Genomic DNA, 26,030 nt, shown 5'->3' with positions numbered 1-26,030 from the left:
GTCGCCGCCACTCGCTCGCGGTTCAGCAGGAACAGGTAGATCCCGGCCGCGACGCCGGCGCCGGCTTACCGCCGCGTGGCGCTTAAACACGACGCGCGCCCCCGAAGGGACGCGCGCGGAAGGTCTTGCCGAGACGGGATTAGGCCAGTTCGGGCTTCTCGGGGAAGTCGCGGCGGAGTTCCGCCGCGCCACCCGCGAGGCCGGGGCGCAGGCCGCGCTTGGCCTGCTCGCGGTCACGCGTGACCGTGCCGGGGAGCTCCGGGCGCTCCGGGCCCTCCGGGAGGTCGGGCCAGAGCTCGGCCTCTTCGCGGCCGTCGAGCAGCGCCTCGAACTCCTGGCGCTCGATCGTCTCGCGCTTGAGCAGGATCTCCGAGATCGTCTGCAGGTGCTCGCGGTGCGAGCCCAGGATGTCCTTGGCGACCTGGTGGGCGCCTTCGACGATCCGGCGGATCTCGTCATCGATCTCGCGGGCGATCTCGTCGCTGTAGTCCGGCTCGCTGGAGAACTCGCGGCCGAGGAACGGCTGGCCGTGATCGTGGCCGAAGACGCGCGGCCCGAGCTTCTCGCTCATGCCGAAGCGCATGACCATCTGCTTGGCGGTCGCCGTGACCTTCTCGAGGTCGTTGGACGCGCCCGTGGTGATCTCGCCGAAGACGATCTCCTCCGCGGCGCGGCCGCCGAGCGTCATCGCCATCGTGTCCAGCAGCTCCGCGCGCGTCGTGAGGAACTTGTCCTCGCTCGGCAGCGAGATCGTGTACCCGAGGGCCTGCCCGCGGGAGACGACCGAGATCTTGTGGACCGGATCGGAGTGCTCGAGGAAGTGGCCGACGATCGCGTGGCCCATCTCGTGGTACGCGGTGATCAGGCGTTCCTTCTCGCCCATGACCCGGGTCTTCTTCTCCGGGCCGGCGATCACGCGCATGATCCCCTCTTCGAGCTCGTTCTGCCCGATCTCCTTCTTGCCGCTGCGGGCGGAGAGGAGCGCGGCCTCGTTGACCAGGTTCGACAGGTCGGCGCCCGTGAATCCGGGCGTCTGGCCCGCGAGCGTGTCGACGTCGATGCCCTTGGCCAGCGGCTTGCCGCGGGTGTGGACCTCGAGGATCTTCGCGCGGCCCTTGCGGTCCGGGCGATCCACCGTGATCTGGCGATCGAAGCGGCCGGGGCGCAGCAGGGCGGGATCGAGGATGTCGGGCCGGTTGGTGGCCGCGATCATGATGATGTTGTCCTTGGCCTCGAAGCCGTCCATCTCGACCAGGAGCTGGTTGAGCGTCTGCTCACGCTCGTCGTGGCCGCCGCCCAGGCCGGCGCCGCGATGGCGGCCGACCGCGTCGATCTCGTCCATGAAGATGATGCAGGGCGAGTTCTGCTTGGCCTGCTCGAACAGGTCACGCACGCGGGAGGCACCCACGCCGACGAACATCTCGACGAAGTCCGAGCCCGAGATCGAGAAGAACGGCACGCCCGCCTCACCCGCGACGGCGCGGGCCAGCAGCGTCTTGCCGGTGCCGGGAGGCCCGTAGAGCAGCACGCCCTTGGGGATCCGCGCGCCGAGCGCCTGGAACTTCTTGGGGTTCTCGAGGAACTCCTTGATCTCGTGCAACTCTTCGACGGCTTCGTCGACCCCGGCGACGTCACGGAAGGTGATCTTCGGGGAGTCCACGCTCATGCGCTTGGCGCGCGACTTGCCGAACGACATGACCTTCGAGCCGCCGCCCTGGACCTGATTCATCAGGAAGATCCAGAACCCGATGAAGATCAGGATCGGGAAGACGTAGGTCAGGAGCGAGAGGATCACGCTCGAGCGGGCGGGCTTGATGTCGAAGCCGTTGATGCGCCCGGCGTTCTCGGCCACGGTCAGCTTGTTCACGAGGCCGGCAGCCGAGTCGCCCTGGAGGAAGCCGGTCGTGTAGCGCTTCTTGTCCGTCCCCTTGAGGGTGACCTCGATCGAGTTGTCCTTCGAGCGAAGGACCACGGAGTCGACCTGGCCGTCGTCGATCTGCTTCAGGAACTGGCCGTACTTCGTGGCCGGCGCAGCACTCCCGTTCTGGATCAACTTGGAGGCGAAGAACGCCAGCACGATCACGATCAAGATCGGGAACGCGGCGCTCTTGAAGAAGCGGCTCATGAGCCGGCGCGCATCCCGCGCGCGAAAGTGATACGGCGAGTCAAGAGAGTCAAGGCTACCAGGGGATTCGAAGGGCCCAAGTGGGTGCGGGCAGTGTGGTGCGAGTTCCTTTGCCTTCCCTAACGAACGAGGAAGGTGAACGGCTCACGGTTGGGGTCAGAGCGCCGACAATCGGTCAATCGTCCGTCAGTACCAGCGCCGCCACATAAGGCAGGTTCCGGTATCGCTCAGCGTAGTCAAGCCCATAGCCGATGGCGAACTTGTCAGGAATCTCGAACCCGGTGTAACGCACCGGGAGCTCCACCGTCCGGCGGCTCGGCTTGGTCAGCAGGGCGCACACCTCCAGCGAGGCCGGCCCGCGGCCCTTGAGGGTCCGCATCAGGTACTGCAGCGTCAGCCCGGAGTCCACGATGTCCTCGACGATCAGGACGTGGCGGCCCTCCAGCGGCGCGTCGAGGTCCTTCAGGATGCGCACGACGCCCGACGATTCCGTCGAGGAGCCGTACGACGCGACGGCCATGAAGTCGACCTCGCAGCCGACGTCCAGATGACGCATGAGGTCGGCCAGGAACAGGAAGGCGCCCTTCAGGACCCCGATCAGGAGCAGGTCCTTGCCCTCGTAGTCGCGAGCGATCTCTTCTGCCATCGCCCGGATGCGGTGTTGCAGGTCGTCCGCCTGGACGAGGATCTCGCCGATCTCTTCGCTCATGGGGCCGCGCAGTCTAGGCGCCAGGCCAGCCGCACCCGGGCCCGGTTGTGCGGTTCGACCCGAAAGCGCTCCCCCGTGGCCACACCCGGCACCCACGCGATCTCGCCGCCGGACACCACCACAGGCAGCCGATGACGCCGCTCACGCGGGACCTTGCGGTCGGTGAAGAGGTCCTGCAGCGACTTGCTGCCGCCGAGCCCGAGCGGGCGCATCCGGTCACCTGGCTGCCACGTCCGCACCACCAGCGTGGGTGCCAGGGCGTCCGCCGCGAGGGTCCCGTCGGCGATCGGGAACTCCCCGCGCTCGCAGATCACCTCGCCGCCGGCGAAGGCGACCCGCCCGGGAATCGAGAGTTCCGCGCTCATGGGGATCGTGGTCGCGGCAAGGAGCTCGATCCTGACGCGACCGTATTCAGAGATGGCGCGCAAACCTCCGGGCAGGTCGAGCGCGGCGGTCCCGTCATGCCCCGCGAGGGCGATCACGTCGTCCGCGTGAGCGGCGAGCGACGGCGCGCGCCCACCGGCGGCGTCGTCGGCCAGACGCTGCACGACGAGCCGCGCCAGCGGGGCGGGCAGCGCGGCGAGCTCGACACCGCCCGCCGCCCCGCCGCCCCCGCCGCGAGCGTCGAGTTTCTCGAGCTCTACGCGAGAAACTCGACGCTCGGTGAGCGCGGCGTCGACCGCGGCGTCGAGCACCGTCGCCTCGTCGCGCAGCGCCGCAAGTGTCGCCAAGAGGTTCCTCTCGGCCGCCGGGTGCAGCTCACGCAGCGCCGGGAGGATCGTCGCGCGGATCAGGCCCCGCGCAGACGAGGCGTTCGAGGAGTCCTCGCGCCACCCCAACCCCCGGGCGCGGCAGTACGCGGCGGTCTCGTCGCGCGTCATCCCCAAGAGCGGCCGGATGACACGGCCCGAGCGCTCCGGCATGCCCAGCAGCGCCCGCCGGCCCGGCGAGGCCGCCAGGCGATAGAGGACGGTCTCGATCTGGTCGGTCGCCGTGTGGCCGACCGCGATCAGCGCGTCGCGCTCCGCCGCCAGCCGCTCCGCCTCCGCGTAGCGCACCTCCCTCGCCCACGCCTGCACGTTGCCCACCGGCTCACCCGCCCGCAGCACCGACAACGAGACCCCCAGGCGCGCGCAGAGCGAGACGCAGAAGGCCTCGTCGGCGTCGGACTCCGCGCCGCGCAGCCCGTAGTTGACGTGCAGCGCCCACACCGAAGACGCCGAGGCGAGCATCCGGTCCAGCAGGCAGACCGAGTCCCGCCCGCCCGAGAGCAGCACCAGGACCTTCACCGCAGCCCCGCCAGGAAGAGCTCGGTGGCCTCGTCGAAGCCTTTGAGCTTGACCTCGCCGATCGCGGCGAACGAGAGGTTGCGCCCCGCCGCCTCACGCACCTCACGCGTGACCAGGACCTCGCCGCCGGTCGCCCGCGCTCCCACCCGCGCGGCGAGGTTGACCGCCCGCCCGTAGTAGTCGCCGTCGCGGTACAGCGCGCTGCCGTAGTGCAGGCCGATCCGCGGCAGCGGGCGCTCGGTCGACAAGGCGACGAGCCCGACGGCCCAGTCGGCGAGCCCGACCACGTCCGTGCCCACGACCATCACCTCGTCGCCGATCGTCTTGACCACGCGGGCGTCGTCGGGCAGCGTCGCACCGACGAGCTCGATGAAGCGCTCGACGACCTCGAGCGCCTCCTCCTCCCCCACCTCCTCGGTCAGCCGCGTGTAGCCCGCGAGGTCGGCGAACGCGATCGCCACCCGCACCCGCCCGAGGTCGGCCTCGTCGGACACGAGCTCGAGGTGCCCGACGACGTCCTGCTCGAGGAAGTGCTGCAGGAGTCGCTGATGCACGGAGTCCATGATCGGCCCGGTCAGCGGCAGCAGCTCCGAGGCGAGGTCCGAGAGCTCCTCCGCCATCTCCAGGACCGGCGCGCCGTCGCGGATCAGCGGCTCGTGGACGAACAGGTGGAAGAGCTTCACCTCGGCGTCGGCGATCTGCGCCAGCGCCAGCCCATAGACCCGCACGAGCTGCAGGAACGCGACCAGCGGCAGCCCGGCGTCCAGCACCGCGCTGAAGCGGGCCAGGAGCGCCAGGTCGTCCGCGGTCAGGTGCTCGACCGACGCGGCGTTGAATCCGGCGGCGCTCCAGATCCGGCGGATCAGCTCAGGCTCGAGGCCGGTCTCGCGCGCGGCTTCGGCCAGCGAGAACTCGACGTCGGCATCCGGGAAGAGGTCCTCCAGATAGCCGAACGCCAGCCGCCCCTGCTTGGCGGCGGTCCGCACCTGCGAGAGCGAGTGCCCGCGGGCGCGCAGACGGGCGACGAGCCGCGCCTGCGCCAACGCCGCCGGCGTCCACTCGCCGTCGCGCAGCGGCACGATCCCCTCCGCCACCCAGCGGCGCAGCGTGGCGGGGGAGACCGAGAGCGAGCGGGCGACGTCGGCCAGCGTCACGCGACGTCCGCCCCGCTCGTCAGACCTTCAAGTGCGGCTTCTCGCGCTCGACGTACTCGCGGTACTGGGCGTACACGGGCTTGGTGATCGGGATCAGGTCCAACGCGGCCTTCATGTCCCCGCCGGTCTTGATCCGCCGGCGCGCGACGGCCATCGCGACGTTCTCCTTGCCCTGGAAGTACCGGTTGGCGACCTCGGACGACATCGTCATCTGGACCTTGGAGTCCCATGCGACGTCGTCCGACCACTCCCAGTACAGGTTCCCCTCCTCGTCGCCCTTCGTGGCGCGGATGTTCACCACGACGTCGAAGTCGGAGAACTCGAACCGCTGCGGCGTGTCCGCAGCGCGTAGCTTCGGCCCCATGTCGGGGTCGGCGTCCATCAGCGAGAAGATCTTGTCGATCACCTCGCGGAGCTCCTTGGCCGACTCGAATGAGGCGCTCACCGGCTACGAGCTCCCGGCGGGCGGCTTCGGAGCGACGACCGGCGTGGGGGCCGGAGTCACGGCCGGAGCCGGGGGCGTCGTCGCGGCGGGCTTGACCACGGCGGGCGCCTTGGCCACGGCCGGCGCCTTGGCCACCGCCGGCGCCTTGGCCACCGCCGGCGCCTTGGCCGCCGCCGGCTTCTTCGCGGCCGCGGGCTTGCGCGCCGCCGCCGGTTTCTTGGCCGCCCTCGGCTTCCTCGCCGCAGCAGGCTTCTTGGCCGCAGCAGGCTTCTTGGCCGCCGCGGGCTTCTTGGCCGCCGCCGCCGGCTTCGCGACCGTGGTGGTCACCGCTGCGGGCGCCTTGGCGGCCGCGGGCTTGCGCGCGGCCGGCTTGCGCTTGGCAGCCGTCTTGCGCGCCGCGGGCTTGCGCTTGGCGGCAGCCGCGGGCTTCTCGGCGGGAGCGGCGCCGCTGCCGGGCCGGAGCTCCAGCGACGCGACGCGGGACGCGAGCGCCTCGACCTCGCGGCGCAGCCGCTTGACCTCGTCGAGCACCTTCATGTCCTCGAGCGTGCCGCGCACCTTGTTGGCGGCCGCGGCGATGTCATCGACGATTTCCTTCGTACGCTCGCGCGTGGACGCGGCGCCCTCCGCCGACAACTGAAGGGTCCGCTCGACCGCTGCACGAACGGCGGCGAGAGCGTCGGTCTCGACGCCCTTATCGTCCTTCTTGTCCTTCTTGTCCTTCTTCTTGTCCTTCGCCATGACGACCGGACTGTAGTTCGATACCACGCCGCATGTCGACAGAGACCCTCCATCTCCGCCCCCACGAGCCCGTCGCCGAGCGCGTTCTGCTCCCCGGGGACCCCGGTCGCGCGCTGCGGCTCGCCCAGCAGTTGATCACCGGCGTCCCCAAGATGCTCAACCACCATCGCGGCCTCTGGGGGTACAGCGGGATCGCCGCCGATGGCCATCCCCTCACCGTTCAGGCCACCGGCATGGGCGGCCCCAGCGCGGCGATCGTGGCCGAAGAGCTGATCATGCTCGGCGCGCGGCGGTTGCTGCGGGTCGGGACCTGCGGAGCACTCAGCGCGGACTTACAGCTCGGTCAGCTGCTGTCCGCCGAGGCGGCGCTGCCGGGGGACGGCGCGAGCCGCGCGCTCGGCGCGACGCGCCCGCTCGCGCCCGACCCGAAACTGCAAGCCGCCTTGCAGGCGCCGGCGGGCGTGATCGTCTCCGCCGACCTCTTCTACGACCCCGACCCGCGTCGCGCGGACGGCTGGCGGGCGGACGGCGCGGTCGCGATCGAGATGGAGGCGGCCACGCTGTTCGCGGTGGCCGCGCGTCACGGACTCGCCGCCGCGTGCGTGTGCGTGGTCAGCGACATCGTGTCCACGCACGAGCGGATCGGCGACGAGGCGCTCCTCGCCGCCGAGGAGGAAATGGGCCGCGTCGCGTTCGCGGCCCTCCCGGCGGCTTAGCCCGCCGCCGGCTTCTTCTTCGCCGCGGCCTTCTTCTTGGCCGCGGCGGGCTTGGGCGGGGCCTCGTCGACCGCGAGGCGCTCCTGCTCGCGGTGCACCGGCACCGGGCCCGCCTCGATCGCGTCGGAGACGTGGCCGACCTCGTTGACCAGCTTGGACAGCTGCCCCTCGATCGCGGCGACGCGCTCACTGATGCCCGGCTCGGAGGAACGACCGGCGGCCTCGAGCTTGACCGAGAGCTTGTCGACGCCGTCCTGCAGGCGGTCGAGCGACTCCTCGATCCCTTCGAGCCGGGTGCCGACGGTGCGCAGCCGGCGCGTGAGGCGATCGATGTCCGCCGCCGACGGCAGGTTCAGCGCGCCCATCGCGGCCTCCTGTGCGGAGACGGCCTTCTCGCGCGCGGAGAACGCTCTCGTGATCGCGCTGTTGACCAGCGGGTTCTCCAGCAACTCGGACGCGAGCTTGCCCAGCGCTTCCTCGCTCTGGCGTGAAAGCCGGTCCCGCAGCCCCCCGCCATCTTCGTCGGCCAATTTCCCAACTCCTTATCGAACGCCTATATGCCGGACGGTACCGTAGGCACCGAGGGAACAAGGGCCTCTACCTCGACCACAGGTCGAGAGTGAGCCGATTTGCAGTCAATTGAGACAAAACAGCGACAGACTCGTGATGATTCTGCGTTGTCAGTACGAGCACCCTGGAATTCGTCGCTAGGTTTGCCGCCGTCCGTTTCATGAATTCGTCACGCCGTCCAATTGCCGTTGCGCTCGCCGCTTCCGCGTTCTACGCGGGCGTTTTCGTGACCGCTGCCCACGCCGACATGCACTACGTGCGCGTGACCCTGGTCACCGGCCAGCAGCTCACGATCACGGTCGAGGTGCCGCCCGGCACGCCGGTGGACCAGCTGCAGATCCCCGGGCTGCCCGCGCCCGTCTCCTCGATCGTCGACCTCGGCTCGACGGAGACCACGCCCACGCCGACGGCGACGCAGGCGCCCACGGTCACCGCCACGCCGACGGACACCCCGACGCCGACCGCGACACCGACGCCGCAGAACCAGAAGGGCGGCTCCGGCAAGACCAAGACGAAGGACAAGGCCAAGCCCAAGGCCCCGGTCGAGAAGCCCAAGGACACGACGAACCAGGCGACCGACGAGACCAAGGCCAACACCGAGTCGCTGACCGGCAAGGTCGAGGAAGCCGCGACGCCCGCGCCGACCGACGACGCGCCCGCGCACGACAACGCCGCTGCCGGCACCGGCGCCGCGCAGAACGATCCGTCGGTCACGCTCGCCACGCCCGGCGCGGCCAAGCCCGGCGTCCCGAACTTCTTCATCGACCGCTTCCGGATCCCGCCGTTCCTGCTGCCGATCTACCAGGCGGCGGGCACCCAGTACGGCGTCCGCTGGGAGCTGCTGGCCGCGATCAACGAGATCGAGACCGACTACGGCCGCAACCTCAACGTCTCTTCCGCGGGCGCGCAGGGCTGGATGCAGTTCATGCCCGCGACCTGGAAGACGTACGGCGTCGACGGCAACAACGACGGCCTGATGGACCCGTACAACCCGGTCGACGCGATCTTCGCCGCCGCGCGCTACCTGAAGGCCGCCGGCGCCGACAAGGACATCCGCGGCGCCGTCTACGCCTACAACCACGCGGACTGGTATGTGGACTCGGTCCTGATGCGGGCCCAGATCATCGGCGGCATGCCGGCAAACCTGGTCGGCTCGCTCACCGGTCTTACCGAAGGCCGCTTCCCGGTCGCGGCCACCGCGAGCTACAAGGACGAGGTCACCAAGCGCAGCCTCAAGGTCACCGGCTCCAACCGTGCAGTTGCACTTCAGGGTTCGGCTTCGCACAACGGGATCTCGATCTACGCCAACGCCGGGTCCCCGGTGATCGCCATCGGCGACGTCCAGGTGACGAGCATCGGTCACTCCAAGCGCCTCGGCAACTACATCCAGGTGCAGGACGCTTACGGCAACACGTACACGTACGGGAAGCTGGCCAAGATCTCCGCGCAGTACGCAGCGCCGAAGCCCCAGAAGGCCGACCCGGCGGAGATCAAGCGCCTGCTGGCGCTCCCCAAGCCGGACGCCAAGCCGAAGGTGGCGGCCTCGAACACGGACCGGCCCGCCTCGCGCGCGTCGTCCAAGCAGACCGCCGACGCCGCCGGCAAGCCGGAGACGGAGACCACGGCCGCCGCCGACGCGACCGCGACGACCACGGCCGCCGAGCCCGCCGTCAAGGAGCGCCTGTTCGCGCACCCGACGCGCTCGAACGCGATGGCCGCCGGCGGCGCCCAGCAGGAGTTCCTGCGCACCGGCCGGATCGACGGCGCGCTGACTCCGGCCCGCGCGCTCGGCCTCGCCCGCGACCAGATCGTCATCAAGAAGCTCAAGGTCGGCTCGCAGGTCCCGGCGGGCACCGTGCTCGGCCGCATCGGCGCCGCCTCGTCGAAGAAGAAGCCGTTCGTGCGCTTCGAGATCCGCCCCGCCGGCAAGGGCGCGCCGCGGATCGACCCGAAGCCGATCCTCGACGGCTGGAAGCTGCTCGAGTCCACGGCGATCTACCGCGCCAAGGGCAAGAACCCGTTCGTCGGCCCCGACGCCACCGCGCCGACGATCGGCCAGATCCTGCTGATGAGCAAGGAGACGCTGCAGCAGCGCGTCCTCGCCGACCCGCGGATCCAGATCTACGAGTGCGGTCGTCAGGACATCCAGGCGGGTCTGATCGACCGGCGCGTGCTGGCCACGCTGGAGTTCCTCGTCGCGTCCGGCTTCAACCCGACCGTCACGGCGCTCGAGTGCGGCCACTCCTACCTGACGACGTCCGGCAACGTGTCCGAGCACACGACCGGGACCGCGGTCGACATCGCGGCCATCAACGGCATCCCGATCCTCGGCAACCAGGGCAAGGGCTCGATCACCGAGATGGTCATCCAGCGCCTGCTCACGCTGCAGGGCACGATGAAGCCGCACCAGATCATCTCGCTGATGACCTTCCCGGACGCCGACAACACGCTCTCGCTGCCGGATCACGCCGATCACATCCACATCGGCTTCCACCCGCAGTACGGCGACAACACCAAGCTCTCCAAGCAGCTCAACGCGGTCCTGAAGCCCACCCAGTGGGCCCGCCTGATCGAGCGCCTCGGCAAGATCGACAACCCGAAGGTGTCCGTCGAGCCGTCGGACTCGGCCATCAAGGCCAAGAAGGACCGCTGACGGACGATCCGCGCAGCTTCCGCTTCGTGCAGTGGGAGTTCGCCGGCCCGCTCGGGCCTCCGCCCGGGCGCTACGTCGCACGGCGCTTCGCGGGTGACCAGGTGCGCGAGGTGGTCGTCGTGACCGAGGCCGAGGCGCCGCGCCGGCGCCGTCGGCGTGCGGCCGCCGAGGACGCGATCCCCGTGCGGCGGGTGACGGTGATCGACGCCTCCGCGGCGGGCGATCCCGACGACGAGGACTGGCAGCGTCGCGCTGGTGCGTGCCTCGCGCGCTTCCTCTCCGCCCATCGCGTGGCCTCCGCCGAGCCCGGCGCCCCCGACCCGGGCCGCGCCTCACTGATGCGCGCGGGCACCGGAACGGGCGCGGAGCTGGCGATCGGCGAATGGACGGAGGCGCACGAGCTCCCGCTGCTTGAACCGCAGCGGGTCCGCCGCCGCTCCAAGCACCGCCCGGGCGAGCGGCTCGCGGCGCTGCTGTCGGCGCGCGACGTGTCGCTGGCCTGCGAGGAGCTGACGTTGCGCTCCCGCGCCGATCTCGAATGCGGCCGCCACCCTGAGGCTGCACTCCAGCTCGAGGCTGCGCTGTCGACGGCGGTCGCGGAGTTGGCGGGCTGGGTCACCCACGGCGACCTCGCCGAGCGCCTCGAGGAGCTCCGCGGCTACCTCGACCCGGTCCGCGCGGCGGCCGCCGCCGCCCGCGAAGGCCGCCTCCAGCCGGCGGGCGTCGAGGTCGTCACCGCCGCGCTCGCCCGCCTGGAGGCCGCGATCCGCGCCCGCGCGCTCCACGCGGCGGAGTAGCCGCGCAACGAGCGTCGAGTTTGTCGCGCTGTACACGACAAACTCGACCCTCGCGCCGCACACGAGCGGCAACGCGCCACGGCCACACGCGCCGCGCCGCCTACGCGGCGGCGGCGTCGAGGGCAGCGAGGACGGCCTCGAGCTCGTCGACCACGTCGCCGTCCAGCTTCACGTCGGCGTACGCGTCATACGGAGTGTCGCCCTTGGTCACGATCGCCAGCTTCCCGCCCGCGTTGAGCGTCTCCTCGGGCAGCCCCGCCACCGGCCAGACCTCCAAGGACGAGCCGACCGCGAGCATCATCCCCGCCGACTGCGCCAGCGCCGACGCCTGCAGCATCGCCCGTTCGGGCAGCATCTCGCCGAACAGCACGACGTCGGGCTTGAGCACCGCGCCGCAGTCGCACCGCGGCACGGCCCCGCGCGCCCGAGTCTCGGCCAGCGAGTACGACGCCCCGCACGTGAGGCACGAGGCGGTGCGGATCGAGCCGTGGACCTCGATCGGGTCGAGGGAGCCCGCGAGCGCGTGCAGACCGTCGATGTTCTGCGTGATCACGCCAGAGACCAAGCCGCGGCGCTCCAGCTCGGCGATCGCCCGGTGCGCGCCGTTGGGAACCTTTCCGTCCAGCACGGCGAACCGCTGCCCATAGAAGGACCAGAACCGCTCCGGGTCGCGCCGCCACACGGAGATGTGGGCGACCTCCATCGGGTCGACGTTCGCCCACAGGCCGGTCATCGGCGTGCGGAAATCGGGGATCCCGGACGGCACGGACACACCCGCGCCGGTCAAGACGACGACCGGCCCGGACGAGCGGATCAGCGCGGCGAGCTCCTGCGCGCTCACTGCCCGGTGAACTTCGGCGCCCGCTTCTCGATGAAGGCCGCGATTCCCTCGCGCCCGTCCGCGCTCCCGAACGCCCGCAGGAACGCGTCGCGCTCGGCGGCCAGGCCCTCGTCGAGGTCGGGCGCATGCGAGACGCGCTTGATCTGCTCGACCGCGATCGGCGCCTGACCCGCCAGCTTGCGGCCCCACGCGAGCGCGGCGTCGAAGAGCTCGTGGTCCTCGAGCACGCGGTTGGCGAGCCCGTACTCGAACGCCTCGTACGAGGAGATCGGGTCGCCGACGGTGTTCATCTCCAGCGCCTTGGCCGGGCCGACCAGCCGCGAAAGCCGCTGCGTCCCGCCGAAGCCCGGGATGATGCCGAGGTTGATCTCGGGCTGGCCGAAGGTCGCCGAGCGCGCGGCGAGCCGGACGTCGCACGCCATCGCGACCTCGCACCCGCCGCCGAACGCGAGCCCGTTGACCGCGGCGATCGTCGTGACCCGCGACTGCTCCCACTCGCGCCCCAGCGCGTGGATGCGCTCGAGGTGGGCGCGCCCGCTCGCCTCGTCCCACGTCGTGAACGCCTTGATGTCCGCGCCCGCGCAGAAGAGCATCGGGTTCGCCGACGCCAGCACCATCGCCCGCAACCCGCGCGCGATGACGTCCTGCCACGCCCGCGCGAGCCCGTCGATCGTCGCCGGGGAGAGCGAGTTGGCCGGCGGATTGGCGATCCACACCACGCCGACCTCACCGCGGACGTCGAGCTTGACGACGGCGTCCTCATACCCCGTCTCCGGCAGCGGGTGCGGATAGAACCCCTGGCCGGCAGTCGCGCCGAGCCGCCCCTGGGCGACGAGCCGGCGCAGGATCAGCGGCGGCTCGAAGTGCTCGCCCCAGCGGTCCTCGGCCGCCTCGAGCGCGCGCAGCACCTTGTCGAGCCCGAGCGCATCCGCCTTCGCGAAGGGCTTGCCGACGGCGAGGTCGATGTCCCGCACCCCCGCCACGCCCTCCTCGAGGATCAGGCACGCCTCGACGAACGTCTTCAACTCGGCGCGCTCGTCGGCCGTGTCCTCGCTGACGTCGCGCGCGGGCTGGAAGCGGTCGCCGTACGCGTCGCGCAGCGCGCCCGACAGCTCGGTCGAGGACCCGCGCTCGGCAGCGACCGAGCCGAGGACGCGATTGACCACGAACCCGGGACACTCGGCGCACCGCACCGCCGTGCGGCGCAGCCGCTGGACGAAGGTCGCCGCCGCCTGCGCGGTCTCCGGCGAGGTGTCGTCGCCCTCCACGACCTCGACCACGCGCGGGCCCGCGAAGTGCAGCCCGACCACCTGGTGCGGGCGCAGCGTGATCTCGCCGATCTCGGTGAGCGAGAGCTCCGCCGTGGTGGTCGCGAGGATCGCGTGACCGGGCGTGGCGGCGTCGAGCTCCGCGAAGACCCGGTGCTTGATCGACATCCGCTCGGGCATCGCCTCGATCACGAGGTCGACGTCGCCGAGGCCGTCGAAGGCATCGCCGGCGGAGCGCACGACTCCGACGCCGGCGGCCTCGATCGCCGCGGCGATCTCGTCCGCCGCGTCGCCCGTGCCGACGACCGCCGCTTTGAACACGAACATGGGTCGCGAGACTAGCGGTCGCGCTCCGCGGCGAGCTCGTAGGAGAAGCGGGCGAGGGAGCGGTTCAGCGCGCCGCGCAGCTGGCGTCGCAGCCACCATTTGCGTGCCGGCGCGAGCGAGGTCTTGGTCGCGAGCTCCATGGTCACGGAGATCCGCGTCCGGACGCCGTCGGTCTCGAAGCGGACGCGCTGGACCCCGGTCACCCGCTCGTCCTCGAACGTCAGTACCTGGCCGTCGCCGGCGGCGTAGGAGCTCACGCGCTCCGCGATCAGTCCGCGCGAGGCCGTGGGCGAGCCCACCCGCATCGTCCACACCCGCCGCGCGCCCGCCAGCGGCCACTCCCCTTCGAGCTTGGAGAGTCCGCCGAACCCGTCGATCCACGACGCCCAGCGCGAACGGTCGTGCCAGAGCTGCTCGGCCTCGATGCCGGGGCCTTCGACGATCACGGTCGCGGTGATGCTTCTCACGCGGCAAGGGTACGTTGCGACTCATGTGCTTCCCCTTTGACGCGATCGTCCCCGAGCTCCCCGAGCGCTTCCAGGTGATCGCCGGCGGCGCGGCGGGCGAGCGGCTCACCCTCACCTCCGCCGACGGGACCGAGTTCAGCGCCTATCTGGCGCAGGCCGACGGCCCGACCGGGGTCGTCGTGCTGCCCGACGTGCGTGGCCTGTTCCGCTTCTACGAGCAACTGGCGGAGCGCTTCGCCGCCGCCGGGCACCCGGCGATCGCGATCGACTACTTCGGCCGCACCGCCGGGCTCGACCCACGTGACGAGGACTTCGAATGGATGCCGCACGTCAAGCAGACGACGCCGGAGAACATCGCGCTGGACGTCGCCGCCGCGTTGCAGGCGCTCGGCACCGAGCGGGCCATCACGGTCGGCTTCTGCTTCGGCGGCGCGCAGTCGTTCATGTCGGCGACGATGGGCCACGCGGGCCTGGCGGGCGTCGTCGGCTTCTATGGCTCGCTCGTGTCGCGGCCCGGAGGCCTGCAGCCCGACGGGACGCGCTGGTCGATCGACCGCGCGCCCGAGGCCAAGGTCCCGGTGCTCGGCCTCTTCGGCGGCGCCGACGAGAACATCACGCCCGACCAGATCGCCGCGTTCGACGCCGCCCTGCCGGTCGAGCACGAGATCCACGTCTACGAGGGCGCGCCGCACTCCTTCTTCGATCGCCGCCAGGAGTCCTACAAAGACGAATCCCAGGACGCCTGGGAACGCATCCTGGGATTCATCACGGCGCTGGAGGTTCCCGCTTAGGCCGCGGCGGGCTCCTCGATGCGGCGCGGAAGCAGCGTCTCGCGCGCGATCACGAGGCGCTGGATCTGGGACGTGCCTTCGTAGAGCTGCATGATCTTCGCGTCGCGCATCAGCTTCTCGACCGGGTAGTCCTTGATGAAGCCGTAGCCGCCGTAGACCTGGACCGCGTCGGTGGTGACCTCCATCGCGGAGTCGGCGGCGAAGCGCTTGGCGTGCGAGGACTCGAGCGTGTTGCGCTTGCCCTGGTCGAGCAGCACCGCGGAATGCCAGGCGGCCAGGCGCGAGAGGTGCACCTTGGTCGCCATGTCGGCGATCAGGAACTGGATGCCCTGATGCATCGCGATCGGCACGCCGAACTGGACGCGCTCCTTGGAGTACTGGGTCGCGAACTCGAACGCCGCGCGCGAGATGCCGGTGGCCATCGCCGCCACGCCCGGGCGGGTGCGGTCGAGGGTCATCATCGCGAGCTTGAAGCCCTTGTTCTCCTCGCCGACCAGGTGGTCGAGGGGGATCTCGGTGTCGTTGAACGTGATGGTCGCGGTGTTGGACGCCCGCTGGCCCATCTTGTCCTCCTTCTTGTCCACCGTGACCGTGTCGTCCTTGGGCACGATGAAGCAGGAGATCCCGCGGTGGCCCTTGTCCTTGTCGGTCTTGGCGTAGACCGTGAAGAAGGACGCGTAGCCGCCGTTGGTGATGAAGCACTTCGAGCCGTTGATGACCCACTTGTCGCCCTTGCGGACGGCCGTGGTGCGCATGCCGGATACGTCGGAGCCGGCATCGGGCTCGGTCAGGCAGAACGAGGCGAAGATCGGGGACTCCGTCAGCATCCCGAAGTACTTCTCCTTCAGCGCCTCTGAGCCGCCGAGGGCCAACGGAGCCGTGGCGAGACCGTTGGCGCCGATCGAGGTGCCGATGCCGGAGCAGCCCCAGCAGAGCTCCTCCTCGATGATCGCGCCCTCGAGATAACTGACGCCCGGGCCGCCGTAGCGCTCCTCGACGTGGGCGTTCATCAGGCCGAGCTCCCAGGCCTTCTCGAGGATCGCCTGCGGCCAGGTGCCCTCCTTGTCGAACTCCCAGGCGACGGGCCGGATCTCCTTGGCGGCGAAATCGTGCGCCATCTCTCGGAGGGCGATCTGCTCGTCGGTCAGTGTGAAATCGACCATCTCAAAACTCCTTGCCAGCTCACGATTGACTGGTCAGTCAACACGTCCTATGGTACCCGCTATTGACGCGAAGTCCACAATGAACTGAAGTGCAGGATGCGCTACCGATCGTGATCGTGGCCGTCGTCGTCGTCGGCGGGCTCGTCGGCGTCGCCACCGTGCTCTTCAGCCGCGGCGCTTACGACCACATCGGTCGCTCGACGATCACGTTCGACCACGAAGCGGAGCGCGCGGACGAGGGTTCGATCCGGGACGAGGTCCGAGCCTTCGTCGAGGCTCGCAACGCCCGCCGCGTGGCCCGCGGGATCCCCCCTTTGGACGTCGAGAGCGAGGTCGAAAGGCGCCTATCCGGTCAGGACGGGTAGCCTCCCGGCCATGCCTGCCCTGCGCCGCTTCGACGTTGACGAGCTCCTCACCCGTCCGGGCACCTATTTCAACCCAGAGACCGAGATCGTCCTCGTGGTCGACGACTCCGCCCACGTCGACCTCGAGCTGATCGAGGATGAGGAGGAAGGCGCCGAGTGGATCCTGCTCGGCGACGATCCCGCGATCGACGAGCACAAGCGCGACGAGGTCGTCGAGGCCTTCGAGACCCGCCGCGCCCGGTCCTCCACGCCTGAGGACCCCGACGAGGACGAGGCCGACGAAGAGGACGAGCTCGAGCCCGACCCGGACGAGTTCTAGGTCAGACGAAGTAGAACACGACGCCCAGGACGACGTAGACCGCGAGGAGCTGGACGCCCTCGAACCAGGTCGATTCGCCGTCCTGGGAGACGTGTGACGCGATCAGCACCGCGAGCAGGATTGCCCCCAGCTCCAGCCCGCTGAACTCCAGCGAGAGCGGGAACGGGCCGATCACGAAGCTCAGCAGCACCAGCACGGGCATCACGAAGAGCGCGATCTGGGCGCTCGAGCCGATCGCGATGGCGATCGCGATGTCCATCTTGTTGCGGGCGGCGAAGTAGACGGCGACCCAGTGCTCAGCGGCGTTGCCGACGATCGCGACGATGATCAGCGAGACGAAGAACGGCGAGAGGCCAATGCCCTCCGACGCCTCCTCGATCGAGCCGACGAGGATCTCCGACATGACGCCGACGGCCACGCCCGCCATCGCGAGCAGGCCGATGCTCTTCCTGAGGCTCCACGCCTGCGCGGCGACGTCCTCGTGCTCGGTGTCCGGGTTGAAGACGTCGCGGTGGGTCTTGAGCGAGAACCACAGGCCCGCGAAGTAGGAGCACAGCAGGACGATCGCCACCGCGAACGACATGTGCTCGACGCTGGAGGGGAAGTTCGTCGCCTCGTCGCCCAGCTGCGGCAGCTCGCCCCCGCGCGCGAGCAGGAACATCGCGGGCAGGATCAGCGCGACCACGGCCAGCAGCAGCATCGTGGCCTGCGCGGAGGCGGCCTCGGCGACGAACTTGTTGCGCTCGCGCCCCCACCCGCCGATCAGGAACGCGGCGCCCATGACGAGCAGCAGGTTGCCGAGGATCGAACCGATGATCGAGGCTTTGACGACCTCCTGCAGGCCCTTGTTGAGGGCGAAGAGGGCGATGATCAGCTCCGGCGCGTTGCCGAACGTCACGTTGAGCAGGCCGCCGATCCCCGGGCCGGCGCGGTGCGCGAGCTCCTCGGTCGCCCTTCCCATCAGCGCGGCGGTCGGCACGACGCCGAGCGCGGAGGAGAAGAAGATGATGGTCGAGTTCGCCCCGATCTGGTCGAGGACGATCGCGACCGCGATGAACGGGACGAGGAGGTACGGCCACCCCTGTCCGCTGAACAGGAACTGCCGCAGGTTGGTAGGGCTCGTGGCCTCGCTCACCGCTGCGGCAGCATACGAGGCCGAGGCACGTGAGCGCGGGGTGAGTCTGTTACCCGGTCAACAAGTCGGCGCACTTACGGGCTTTCGCCTTGTCGCCGTTGGCCTGCTCGATGCAGGTCGCGTACTTGTCGACGTTGTTGGGCGTCGTCGAGCTGTTCGGAACGGTGGAGTCGGTGCCGCCGCCCGGGGCGGCACCGCCGAGGCCGAGGTTGGCGAGACCGGACGCGTCGACCGCCTTCAGCAACTCCGTGAAGGGCTTCGGGTTAGAGGGAGCGGTGATCGTCTGCTCCTGACCCACCTTGGTGAACGTGAGATCGAGCAGGACGCCCGCGTCGATCTTCGCGGCGGCGTCCTGGAGGTCGGCATCGACCGTCAGCCGGCGCAGGATCGTGTCGTCGGCGCCGGTGTAGACCGTCACCGTCAGCCCCTTGATCGCGGCCTCGGCCGCGGCCTTCTGCTCCGGCGTGAGCTTCTGCGGGATCCGCCCGCCGGTGCCGGGGACGTTGAGCGCGGACGCCTTCTCGGTGATCTTCTCCAGGTCGGCGATGACCTGCTTGACGTCGGCGTTGCCGGAGAGCTTGATCGTCTTGGCGTCCCCGACCTGGGTCTCGCCCTCGTTCTTGGCGTCCGGCAGCCACTTCGTGAAGTCGATGCCGAGGCTGCCGAGCACCAGGCCGCCTTGCGCCTTCTGGCGCGTCTTGAGCGACTGCTCGTAGCCCGCCACGAACTGCTTCGTGACGAGGTCGGAGACCACGTAGGGCGTGCCCATCAGCGAGACGTAGGCCTTCGACCCGTCGTAGGACGCGCCGGCGTTGAAGCTCTGCCCGCCCGACTGCAGCTCCGCCGTGAAGGCGAACTTCGGCAGCTTGTTGGCGCCCTGGCTCGCGAACGGGCCGGAGAGATGCGCGCTGACCGGACCGTCGGACGCCTTCGCGCCGCGCGGGGTGATCTGCACCTTCAGGTCGACCGTCGCCGAGTGCATCTTGGAGACGTTGGCGAACGTCGTCTTCAGCAGCGAGTTGACGTCCGTCGAAGCGCTCGCGCGCTGCGCCGGGTCGGGTTGCTCGCTGCTCTCACCGCCGCACGAAGCGAGCATGAGAACGGCGACCAACGGCACGATGCAACGGAGACTGCGGGTCATCGGCACGGCCGAGCCTAGCATTGAGAAATGCGCCTACGACGCAGTCTTTGTTGCGCCTTTGTATCGATTTTGTGCAGTGTTTCCGCGGCGGCGACCGCTCAAGCGGCCAAGCCTCCGACGGTCGCAGGGGAGCTCAAACGGCTGGCCGCCGAGGGCAAGCTGACCCCGGAGGCGGCCGCCGCCGACCGGGCGATCTACGACGACGCCAAGGCCACCGCGGCCAAGCTCACGGGCACCCGCAAGCTCGAGCTCGGCGGGGTCGTCAAGGACCTCGACGGCATGGCCGCGCGCGGATCCTTCGCCACGCCGAGCCGGCTCCCCGCGCTCTTTCTCACGCTCCAGCGCAACCGCGAGTACTGGGCGTCGCAGCCGCTGCTCGCGGGCGGCGCGCGGCTCAGCTTCCCCGGCTCCGAGCTCGTCTTCCAGCTCTACCCCGGGCACGGGCTGCAGATCCAGTGGCTCGCGACGTTCGGCAAGCTCAACGGCTACTGGACCGGCGGAAAGCGCTACGACACGCGCGCCGGCGCGCTGCTGGACGAGGCGCTCCCGCTCGCGACAGAGCGCGCGGGCGGGCTCGCGTGGGAGTACCTCTTCCCCTTCGACGGCCAGAACCCGCCGTGGGTTTCCTCGCTCGCGCAGGGCACCGGGCTGCAGGCGATGGCGCGCTCCGCGACCCGCCTGCAGCGCCAGGCGGACGTCTTCCCGATCGCGTTGCGGGGGCTCGGGATCTTCGAGACCGCTCCCCCGGCGGGTGTGCGCGTGCCCGCCGACGACGGCGCGCACTACCTGCAGTACTCCGGGCTGCCGAACCTCTTCATCATCAACGGCTTCGTCCAGTCGCTGGTCGGGCTCTATGACTTCGCCGCGCTCACGGGCGACCCGACGGCGCGCGCCCTGTTCGACGCGGGTGACGTCGCGGCGCGCAAGGAGGTGCCGACGTTCGACACCGGCGCCTGGTCGCTGTATTCCCGTGGATCCAGCCAGACCGAGTCCGACCTCGGCTATCACAAGCTCCTGCGCGACTTCCTGACCCAGCTGTGCAAGCGCACGGCGACGATCCAGTACTGCAGCGCCGCACAGCACTTCACCCAGTATCTGACCGTCGCGCCGGTCCTGTCGGTGCTGCCGCGGACCCTGACGGCACGAAAGACCGGCACGCTGCGCTTCAAGCTCTCGAAGATCTCGCGGATCACGGTCAAGGTCATGCGCGGGACGACGGTCGTCGCGACGATGGCGCCCGGCGTTCTGGGGCGCGGGACGAAGACCTTGACCTGGACGGCGCCGAAGAAGACGGGCGCCTACTCGATGACGGTGACGGCGACGGATCTCGCCGGGAACACGGCTTCCGCCACCGGTGAGGTGACGGTCAAGCGGCGAACGTAGACTGGGTGGTTCGTGCGGCCGCGGACCATTCTTTACACGGGCAAGGGCGGCGTCGGCAAGACGTCGGTCGCCGCGGCCACCGCGCGGCGGATCGCGGCCGGCGGCGCCCGCACGCTCGTCCTCTCCACCGATCCGGCGCATTCGCTCGCCGATGCGCTCCAGACCGAGATCGGCGGCGAGCCCACGCAGGTCGCCGAGCACCTGCACGCCCAGCAGGTCCTCGCCCAGGATCAGCTCGAGCACCACTGGAGCGCGGTCTCGGAGTGGCTCGGCGGGCTGCTGATGGAGCGCGGCGTGGACCGGATCGCCGCCGAGGAGCTGACCGTTCCGCCCGGCGGCGACGAGCTGTTCTCGCTGCTCGTCCTCAAGGCGCACGTCGAATCGGGCGAGTGGGACGCGATCGTCGTCGACTGCGCGCCCACCGGCGAGACGCTGCGGCTCCTCTCCTTCCCCGACGCCGCCCGTTGGTGGCTGGACAAGGTGCTGGGTAAGGAGCAGACGATGCTCTCCGCCGCACGGCCGTTCGCGCGCATGTTCCTCGACATCCAGCTGCCCGACGAGAAGGTCGTCGCGGAGATCCAGCGCCTGGTCGGCAACCTGGTCGCGATGCACGACCTGCTGCGCGACGCCTCGCGCGTATCGATGCGGCTGGTGATGACGCCGGATCGCATGGTCGTGGCCGAGGCGATGCGCACGTACACGTACCTCAACCTCTACGGGTATCTGACCGACGCGGTGGTCGTGAACCGCGTCTTCCCGGACGAGCTCTCCGAGGGGTACTTCGGCGCCTGGCACGCCGTCCAGCAGGAGCAGCTGGATCTGGTCGCCTCCGCGTTCGCCGTACCTGTCCTGAAGGCGCCCTACTTCGCGTCGGAGGTGATCGGGGAGGAGCGGCTGGACGAGCTGGGCGCCGCGATCTTCGCCGACACCGACCCGGCCGCCGTCCTGCACGACCGGCTCACCCAGGAGCTCACCGTCACCGACGGCGGCGCGTCGCTGCGGCTGGACCTGCCGTTCGCCCAGCGCGGGGACATCTCGCTGAAGAAGATCGGGCTCGAGCTCGTCGTGCGCGTGGACGGGCACAAGCGCACGATCGTCCTCCCGGGCGCTTTGGCCGGCTTCAAGCCGATCTCCGCGGTGCTCGAGGAAGGCTCGCTGGTCGTGGGGTTCGAGGATGTCTGAGCCCGATCGCGAGACCTACGAGGCGGCCGAGAAGCTCGTGCGCGAGGCGCAGGCGCGCGCCGAGGAGGCGGTGCGCGAGGCGACGAGCGAGCTCCCGCCCAACGGGTGGGGCAACGGTCCGCCGCCGCCTTCGAGCCACGCGTTTCCGGACCTGAGCGCGCTGATCGCGATGGTCGACGGGCTGCGCGGTCACCTGCCGCCCGAGCTCGCCCGCCAGCTCTCCGACGCGCTGCGCGAGCTGCTGGTCGCGCTGCGCGCCGTGCTCGACTACACGATCGAGCGGCTCGATCGCCCGTCCTCCGGCGAACGCGAAGTGGAGGACATCCCGATCCGATGAGCTCGCGACTCGCCAGCGTCTCCAAGGAGATGCAGCTGGCCGGGCTGGCGGCGATCGCCCTCGCGGTGTCGATGGTGCTGCCCTGGTATCAGAAGTCGGTGCCGCAGGGGGGCAAGATCGTTCAGGGCAACGTCTCGGCGCTCGGCGTCTTCACGTTCGTCGAGGCCGCGATCCTGCTGGTCTCGTTCGCCGTCCTGTTCCTGGTCTGGGCGCGCTCGCAGCAGAAGGCGTTCCACCTGCCGGGCGGGGACGGGGTCGCGATCACGATCGCGGGCGGGTGGGCGGTGCTGCTGCTCGTCTGGCGGATGTTCGACCGGCCCGCGGTGCACGGCGTCGGCGTCGACCTCGGCATCCAGTGGGGCCTGTTCGTGGCGCTGATCTGCGCGGGTGGGCTGATCGTCGCGGGCGCGCGCGTGCGCGCGGTGCACGCGCCCGAGCCGCCCAACCCGGTCGCCGACGACGACGGGTGGGTCGCTCCCCCGCCGCGCGGCGAGCGCGATCGCCGGCCGGAGCGCCGGCCCCGTGACGCGACCGCGGTCACCGAGATGCTGCGCGACCGCCCGTCGTGGGAGGGAGAGCCGCAGGATCCGACGACGCGGCTCCCCGATCGCTCGGAGGAACGGACGACCCGTCTGCCCGATCCGTCGGACGATCGCACCTCGCGCCTGCCCGATCCGTCGGACGATCGCACCTCGCGCCTGCCCGACCCTTCGGACGAGCGCGCCTCGCGGCTCTTCGACGACCCCTCGCGCGCCAAGACCACGCGGTTGCCCGATGATCCGCCCGAGGCGCGAACCCGCCGCCAGCGCCGTCCCGCGGAGCATCCGCCGCTGTGGGACGACGATTCGCCCGCCTCCTGAGGCACGTCGCCACTCTTCGTACGAACGTCCAGCGGATTGGCCCTACAGGTCGTCCCTGGTTCGGCCGATGACCGGAGCGTGAACCTCTCAGCCGCCTCCATCTACCAGATCGACGAGCGCGGGCTCGAACTGCGCCGGTCCTACATGCGCATGACGCCCGCCGAGTTCGAGCTGTTGAGCGGCATGCAGGCGTGGGCCGATCGCAATGCCGACGCCATCGGCAAGGCCCTTGCCGAGCACACCTTCAATGCCGGCGCCTCCGGCGGGTTCCTGCGCGAGTACGCGAGCTCCAAGAACATGCCCATCGACGCCCTCAAGAAGGGCTGGGGCTCCGCTCAGGCCGGCCATTTCAAGGACATCTTCAAGGAGGCCGGGCGGCCGGGCGGCTTCGGCGTGAAGTACTTCGAGGGGCTCCTCGGCGTCGGCGCGCTGCACAGCAAGATCAACCTGCCGCTGAAGTGGTTCCTCGGCACGTACCCCGTGTTCATCGACCTCGTCCACGACGCGATGGCCGTCGACGTGCCGGAGCCGGCACGGCTGGGGAAGAAGACGTTCGGGCGCAAGGGCGCCGGCGTCGACTACCAGGTCCTAGCCTCCGCCGAGCGCGCGCTGAGCCGGATCTTCAACTACGACTCCCAGGCCATCGTCGAGGCCTTCTACTACGACACGTTCGCGTCGATGGGCGTGAACCTGAAGATGATGGGCGAGGCCGGTGCCGGCCGCGACATCTCCGATCTCTTCGGCAACGTGCGCAACCAGATGCACGACACGCTGCAGACGTTCGGCGCCTCGACGTTCGAGGTGCAGGACATGTGCACGACGATGAACGTGCGCCTCTCCGAGACCGGCCAGGCGATCAACGAGATGGCCGAGAGCGCGTCGCGCGTCGCCGAGGCGTCCGCACGCCAGGCCGACGTCGCCGTCCAGGGCCGCAGCGCCGTCGAGCAGGCCTCCAGCGCCGCCGCGACCGCGACCCAGCACAGCCGCACCGGCATCGACGCCGCGATGGGCGCCACCGCCGCTTTGAACGACGCCCGCGAGCGCATCGAGGACGCCGCCACGGCGATCACCGCGCTCGCCGGCCGCTCGCAGCAGGTCGGCGGCATCGTCGAGGCCATCCACGACATCGCCCGCCAGACCAACCTGCTCGCTTTGAACGCCGCGATCGAGGCCGCCCGCGCCGGTGAGCGCGGCAAGGGCTTCGCGGTCGTCGCCGACGAGGTCCGCCAGCTGGCCGAGCGCGCCGGTCGCTCCGCCGCCGACGCCGGCGAGCTGATCGCGGGCATCCAGAGCGAGACCGACCAGGCCGTCCAGCTCGTCCGCAACGCGGCCGACCAGACCCAGGTCGGAACCGAAGGCTTCAGCCGCGCCAAGGCCACGCTCGAAGAGATCGACGGGGCCGTCGGCCTCATCACCGTCGAGCTCGGCGGCATCGGCCAGCTCACGGCGGACATCGCCACCTACGCCGAAGAGACCGCCGCCTCCGCCCAGCAGATGTCGGCCACGACCCAGCAGACCAACGCCTCCACCCAGGAGATCGTCGCCTCGGTCGCCCAGCTCTCCGATCACTCGGAGAAGCTCTCCCGCCTCACCGAGCAGCTCGACCTCGCCCGCTGACCTTCGCCGCGCGCGGTTGGCGAACGTCAACTGCGCCGGGTGGGGGAGGGGGAAGTGATGCACCCTCCGGGTCTGACTCCCGTGCGCCGCGCCTTGTCCGCCTGCCCACGCTGGGACGCCCCGCCGGGACACCGACAGTTACGGGCCACGGAGACAGAAAGCGCGTTCTCACGCGCGCCGACCACCCCCCGCGGCAAGGGGGTGCGACGGGGGGTGTGTAACGAGAGCTTCCTGTCAGGACGCTCTGGTGCCGCACCCCCACCGACGCGCCACATCGAACAGTGCGAACCTGATCGAAACCCGCGCATCGCACGCCAAACGCGCACGGTCGACCATGGCGACCGGGACAAGGCGCGCGCGGGACACACTTTCCGTCTCCGTGGCCCGTAACTGTCGGTGTCCCGGCGCGACAACCCGAGGCATGAGAGCCGAGCCGCAAGGCGGACCGCGGCGAGCCAGACCCGGACGGTGCGCCACTCCCCCCTCCCCCACCCGGCGTCGTTGACTTTCGTCTACGCCGCGGCAGGGAGCGACGAGCGCGTCTCCGCGTGCAGCTCGGCGAGGATGCCGGCCAGGGCGAGAGAGAGGTCTTCGTCGACCAGCGGGCCGTGCGGGTGGAAGGCGTCGTCCGCCATGCCGATCGGGAGTTCGCGGTCGATGACGCGGGCGCCGATGGCCGAGAGGACCTTGCGGGCCTCGGCCTGGGCCCAGACCGCGCCGAAGAGGCCGGTGGAGGCGCCGACGACGGCCGCCGGCTTGTTGCGCAGGGGGGATTCGGCGAGCGGGCGGGAGAGCCAGTCGAGGGCGTTCTTGAGCTGGCCCGGGATCGAGTGGTTGTACTCAGGGGTCGAGACGAGGACCGCGTCCGCGTCGGCGATGGCGTCGAAGAGCGCCTGGACCGAGTCCGGGCGGGCGTGCTCGTCGTCCTCGTCGAACGGCGGGATCAGCTTGAGCCCGTCGAATTCGACGAGCTCGGCCTCTCCGGGCAAGAGATCGCCCGCTGCCCGGAGGAGCTTGGAGTTGTGGGAGCCGGCGCGCAGGCTGCCGGAGAGGCCGAGTACCTTCATCGAATTACGCCTCCGGCTGAGCCAGCTCGAGGTTGATCTGGAGCTTGACCTCGTTGGCGAGGGCGAAGCCGCCCTTGGGCAGCGGGGCGTTCCAGTCCAGGCCGTACTGCGTGCGGTCGACGACGGCCTCGAGCTCGAGACCGACCTTCTCGACGCCGCCGAAGGTCTCGTGCGGCTCGGTGATGACGCCGCGGGCCTCGATCGGGCGCGAGTTGCCCTTGATCGTCAGCTCACCGTCGACGGTCAGCGAGCCGTTGTCGGCGCGCACGAGTGTCGAGCTGAAGGTCACGTACGGGTGACGCTCGGTGTCGAAGAAGTCCGGCGCCTTGAGGTGGGTGGCCAGGTTCTCGTCCTTGACGGCGATCGAGTCGGCGGCGACGCGGCCCTCGAGGGTCAGCGTGCCGTCCTCGTTCGCGGTCAGCGTGGCCGAGTAGTCGTCGAACTGGCCGCGGAAGGTCGAGACGACCATGTGCTTGACGGCGAAGCCGACGGTCGAGTGAACCGGGTCGACGGTCCAGGTGCTGTTGGCGGGAATCGGGGTGGTGGCGCTGATGGCGGTCATCTGAAG

General features: G+C 70.3%; 26 protein-coding genes. 11 read left to right on the top strand and 15 right to left on the bottom strand.

The genetic code is table 11. The features are described from left to right. Nucleotides 1-139: 139 nt before the first annotated feature. The 6 genes from ftsH to OM076_RS36290 all read right to left on the bottom strand — a co-directional run bounded on the left by ftsH (nt 140) and on the right by OM076_RS36290 (nt 6,463). A complete protein-coding gene (gene ftsH, locus OM076_RS36315; RefSeq protein WP_270045073.1) occupies nt 140-2,125 on the bottom strand; it encodes an ATP-dependent zinc metalloprotease FtsH in 1,986 nt (661 codons plus the stop codon). A gap of 175 nt (nt 2,126-2,300) precedes the next feature. Continuing rightward, complete coding sequence (hpt, locus tag OM076_RS36310) at nt 2,301-2,834, bottom strand: hypoxanthine phosphoribosyltransferase (RefSeq protein ID WP_270045072.1); 534 nt, start codon at nt 2,832-2,834, stop codon at nt 2,301-2,303. Next, on the bottom strand, nt 2,831-4,123 hold the full coding sequence (tilS, locus tag OM076_RS36305) for a tRNA lysidine(34) synthetase TilS (protein ID WP_270045071.1): 1,293 nt from the start codon (nt 4,121-4,123) through the stop codon (nt 2,831-2,833). Before tilS ends, hpt begins: the two co-directional genes overlap by 4 nt. After that, nucleotides 4,120-5,277, bottom strand: coding sequence for an adenylate cyclase regulatory domain-containing protein (locus OM076_RS36300; protein WP_270045070.1), 1,158 nt, complete (start codon nt 5,275-5,277; stop codon nt 4,120-4,122). The genes tilS and OM076_RS36300 overlap by 4 nt, the downstream gene beginning before the upstream one ends. A 19-nt stretch (nt 5,278-5,296) precedes the next feature. Beyond that, nucleotides 5,297-5,722: an SCP2 sterol-binding domain-containing protein gene (locus OM076_RS36295; protein ID WP_270045069.1), complete on the bottom strand. Its 426-nt coding sequence runs from the start codon at nt 5,720-5,722 to the stop codon at nt 5,297-5,299. Nucleotides 5,723-5,725: 3 nt separating this feature from the next. Continuing rightward, complete coding sequence (locus OM076_RS36290; RefSeq protein WP_270045068.1) at nt 5,726-6,463, bottom strand: hypothetical protein; 738 nt, start codon at nt 6,461-6,463, stop codon at nt 5,726-5,728. Between the two features lie 32 nt (nt 6,464-6,495). On the opposite strand from OM076_RS36290, the gene OM076_RS36285 reads away from it, so the two are divergent. Further along, nucleotides 6,496-7,179, top strand: coding sequence for a phosphorylase family protein (locus OM076_RS36285; RefSeq protein ID WP_270045067.1), 684 nt, complete (start codon nt 6,496-6,498; stop codon nt 7,177-7,179). Here OM076_RS36285 and OM076_RS36280 read toward each other — a convergent pair. Next, a complete protein-coding gene (locus OM076_RS36280) occupies nt 7,176-7,709 on the bottom strand; it encodes a hypothetical protein (RefSeq protein WP_270045066.1) in 534 nt (177 codons plus the stop codon). The two genes, OM076_RS36285 and OM076_RS36280, sit on opposite strands and share 4 nt — an antisense overlap. A 266-nt stretch (nt 7,710-7,975) precedes the next feature. Between OM076_RS36280 and OM076_RS36275 the strand changes: the two genes are divergently transcribed. Beyond that, a complete protein-coding gene (locus OM076_RS36275) occupies nt 7,976-10,402 on the top strand; it encodes a lytic murein transglycosylase (RefSeq protein WP_270045065.1) in 2,427 nt (808 codons plus the stop codon). Between the two features lie 26 nt (nt 10,403-10,428). Continuing rightward, nucleotides 10,429-11,199, top strand: a complete 771-nt coding sequence (locus tag OM076_RS36270) for a hypothetical protein (protein WP_270045064.1) — start codon at nt 10,429-10,431, stop codon at nt 11,197-11,199. A 100-nt stretch (nt 11,200-11,299) separates the two neighbouring features. On the opposite strand, the gene OM076_RS36265 is transcribed toward OM076_RS36270, so the two are convergent. The 3 genes from OM076_RS36265 to OM076_RS36255 are packed head-to-tail and all read right to left on the bottom strand — an operon-like array spanning nt 11,300 to nt 14,102. Next, the gene (locus tag OM076_RS36265; protein WP_270045063.1) at nt 11,300-12,040 is read right to left on the bottom strand and encodes an SIR2 family NAD-dependent protein deacylase; all 741 of its coding nucleotides are present in this window, start codon (nt 12,038-12,040) and stop codon (nt 11,300-11,302) included. After that, a complete protein-coding gene (locus OM076_RS36260; protein ID WP_270045062.1) occupies nt 12,037-13,635 on the bottom strand; it encodes a 3-hydroxyacyl-CoA dehydrogenase/enoyl-CoA hydratase family protein in 1,599 nt (532 codons plus the stop codon). Before OM076_RS36260 ends, OM076_RS36265 begins: the two co-directional genes overlap by 4 nt. 11 nt (nt 13,636-13,646) lie before the next feature. Continuing rightward, complete coding sequence (locus tag OM076_RS36255) at nt 13,647-14,102, bottom strand: SRPBCC family protein (RefSeq protein ID WP_270045061.1); 456 nt, start codon at nt 14,100-14,102, stop codon at nt 13,647-13,649. A 23-nt stretch (nt 14,103-14,125) separates the two neighbouring features. Here OM076_RS36255 and OM076_RS36250 point away from each other — a divergent pair, with 23 nt between their 5' ends. Then, entirely contained in the window at nt 14,126-14,893 is a 768-nt protein-coding gene (locus OM076_RS36250) for a dienelactone hydrolase family protein (RefSeq protein ID WP_270045060.1), read from the top strand. Here the strand turns inward: OM076_RS36250 and OM076_RS36245 are convergent. Continuing rightward, a complete protein-coding gene (locus tag OM076_RS36245) occupies nt 14,890-16,056 on the bottom strand; it encodes an acyl-CoA dehydrogenase family protein (protein ID WP_270045059.1) in 1,167 nt (388 codons plus the stop codon). The two genes, OM076_RS36250 and OM076_RS36245, sit on opposite strands and share 4 nt — an antisense overlap. An 89-nt stretch (nt 16,057-16,145) precedes the next feature. Between OM076_RS36245 and OM076_RS36240 the strand changes: the two genes are divergently transcribed. Beyond that, the gene (locus OM076_RS36240; RefSeq protein WP_270045058.1) at nt 16,146-16,421 is read left to right on the top strand and encodes a hypothetical protein; all 276 of its coding nucleotides are present in this window, start codon (nt 16,146-16,148) and stop codon (nt 16,419-16,421) included. Between the two features lie 10 nt (nt 16,422-16,431). Then, complete coding sequence (locus tag OM076_RS36235) at nt 16,432-16,740, top strand: hypothetical protein (RefSeq protein ID WP_270045057.1); 309 nt, start codon at nt 16,432-16,434, stop codon at nt 16,738-16,740. Nucleotide 16,741: 1 nt separating this feature from the next. Here OM076_RS36235 and cax read toward each other — a convergent pair whose 3' ends face one another. Then, a complete protein-coding gene (gene cax, locus OM076_RS36230) occupies nt 16,742-17,875 on the bottom strand; it encodes a calcium/proton exchanger (protein ID WP_270045056.1) in 1,134 nt (377 codons plus the stop codon). A 49-nt stretch (nt 17,876-17,924) separates the two neighbouring features. Further along, on the bottom strand, nt 17,925-19,016 hold the full coding sequence (locus tag OM076_RS36225) for a hypothetical protein (protein WP_270045055.1): 1,092 nt from the start codon (nt 19,014-19,016) through the stop codon (nt 17,925-17,927). 69 nt (nt 19,017-19,085) lie between these two features. Here OM076_RS36225 and OM076_RS36220 point away from each other — a divergent pair, with 69 nt between their 5' ends. From OM076_RS36220 to OM076_RS36200, 5 genes are all read left to right on the top strand, one after another. Further along, entirely contained in the window at nt 19,086-20,399 is a 1,314-nt protein-coding gene (locus tag OM076_RS36220) for a D-glucuronyl C5-epimerase family protein (protein ID WP_270045054.1), read from the top strand. A gap of 12 nt (nt 20,400-20,411) precedes the next feature. Next, the gene (locus OM076_RS36215; RefSeq protein ID WP_270045053.1) at nt 20,412-21,581 is read left to right on the top strand and encodes an ArsA family ATPase; all 1,170 of its coding nucleotides are present in this window, start codon (nt 20,412-20,414) and stop codon (nt 21,579-21,581) included. After that, nucleotides 21,574-21,918: a hypothetical protein gene (locus OM076_RS36210; protein ID WP_270045052.1), complete on the top strand. Its 345-nt coding sequence runs from the start codon at nt 21,574-21,576 to the stop codon at nt 21,916-21,918. The genes OM076_RS36215 and OM076_RS36210 overlap by 8 nt, the downstream gene beginning before the upstream one ends. Further along, complete coding sequence (locus OM076_RS36205; RefSeq protein ID WP_270045051.1) at nt 21,915-22,778, top strand: hypothetical protein; 864 nt, start codon at nt 21,915-21,917, stop codon at nt 22,776-22,778. Before OM076_RS36210 ends, OM076_RS36205 begins: the two co-directional genes overlap by 4 nt. A gap of 78 nt (nt 22,779-22,856) precedes the next feature. After that, nucleotides 22,857-24,395, top strand: a complete 1,539-nt coding sequence (locus OM076_RS36200; protein ID WP_270045050.1) for a globin-coupled sensor protein — start codon at nt 22,857-22,859, stop codon at nt 24,393-24,395. Between the two features lie 512 nt (nt 24,396-24,907). Here the strand turns inward: OM076_RS36200 and OM076_RS36195 are convergent. Further along, nucleotides 24,908-25,462, bottom strand: a complete 555-nt coding sequence (locus OM076_RS36195) for an NADPH-dependent FMN reductase (RefSeq protein WP_270045049.1) — start codon at nt 25,460-25,462, stop codon at nt 24,908-24,910. A 4-nt stretch (nt 25,463-25,466) separates the two neighbouring features. Next, entirely contained in the window at nt 25,467-26,024 is a 558-nt protein-coding gene (locus OM076_RS36190) for a YceI family protein (protein ID WP_270045048.1), read from the bottom strand. Nucleotides 26,025-26,030 lie beyond the last annotated feature (6 nt).

The sequence above is a fragment of the Solirubrobacter ginsenosidimutans genome (assembly GCF_027587205.1).
The sequence above is the reverse complement of the archived record's forward strand: the minus strand, read 5'-3'. Positions and strand labels throughout refer to the sequence as shown.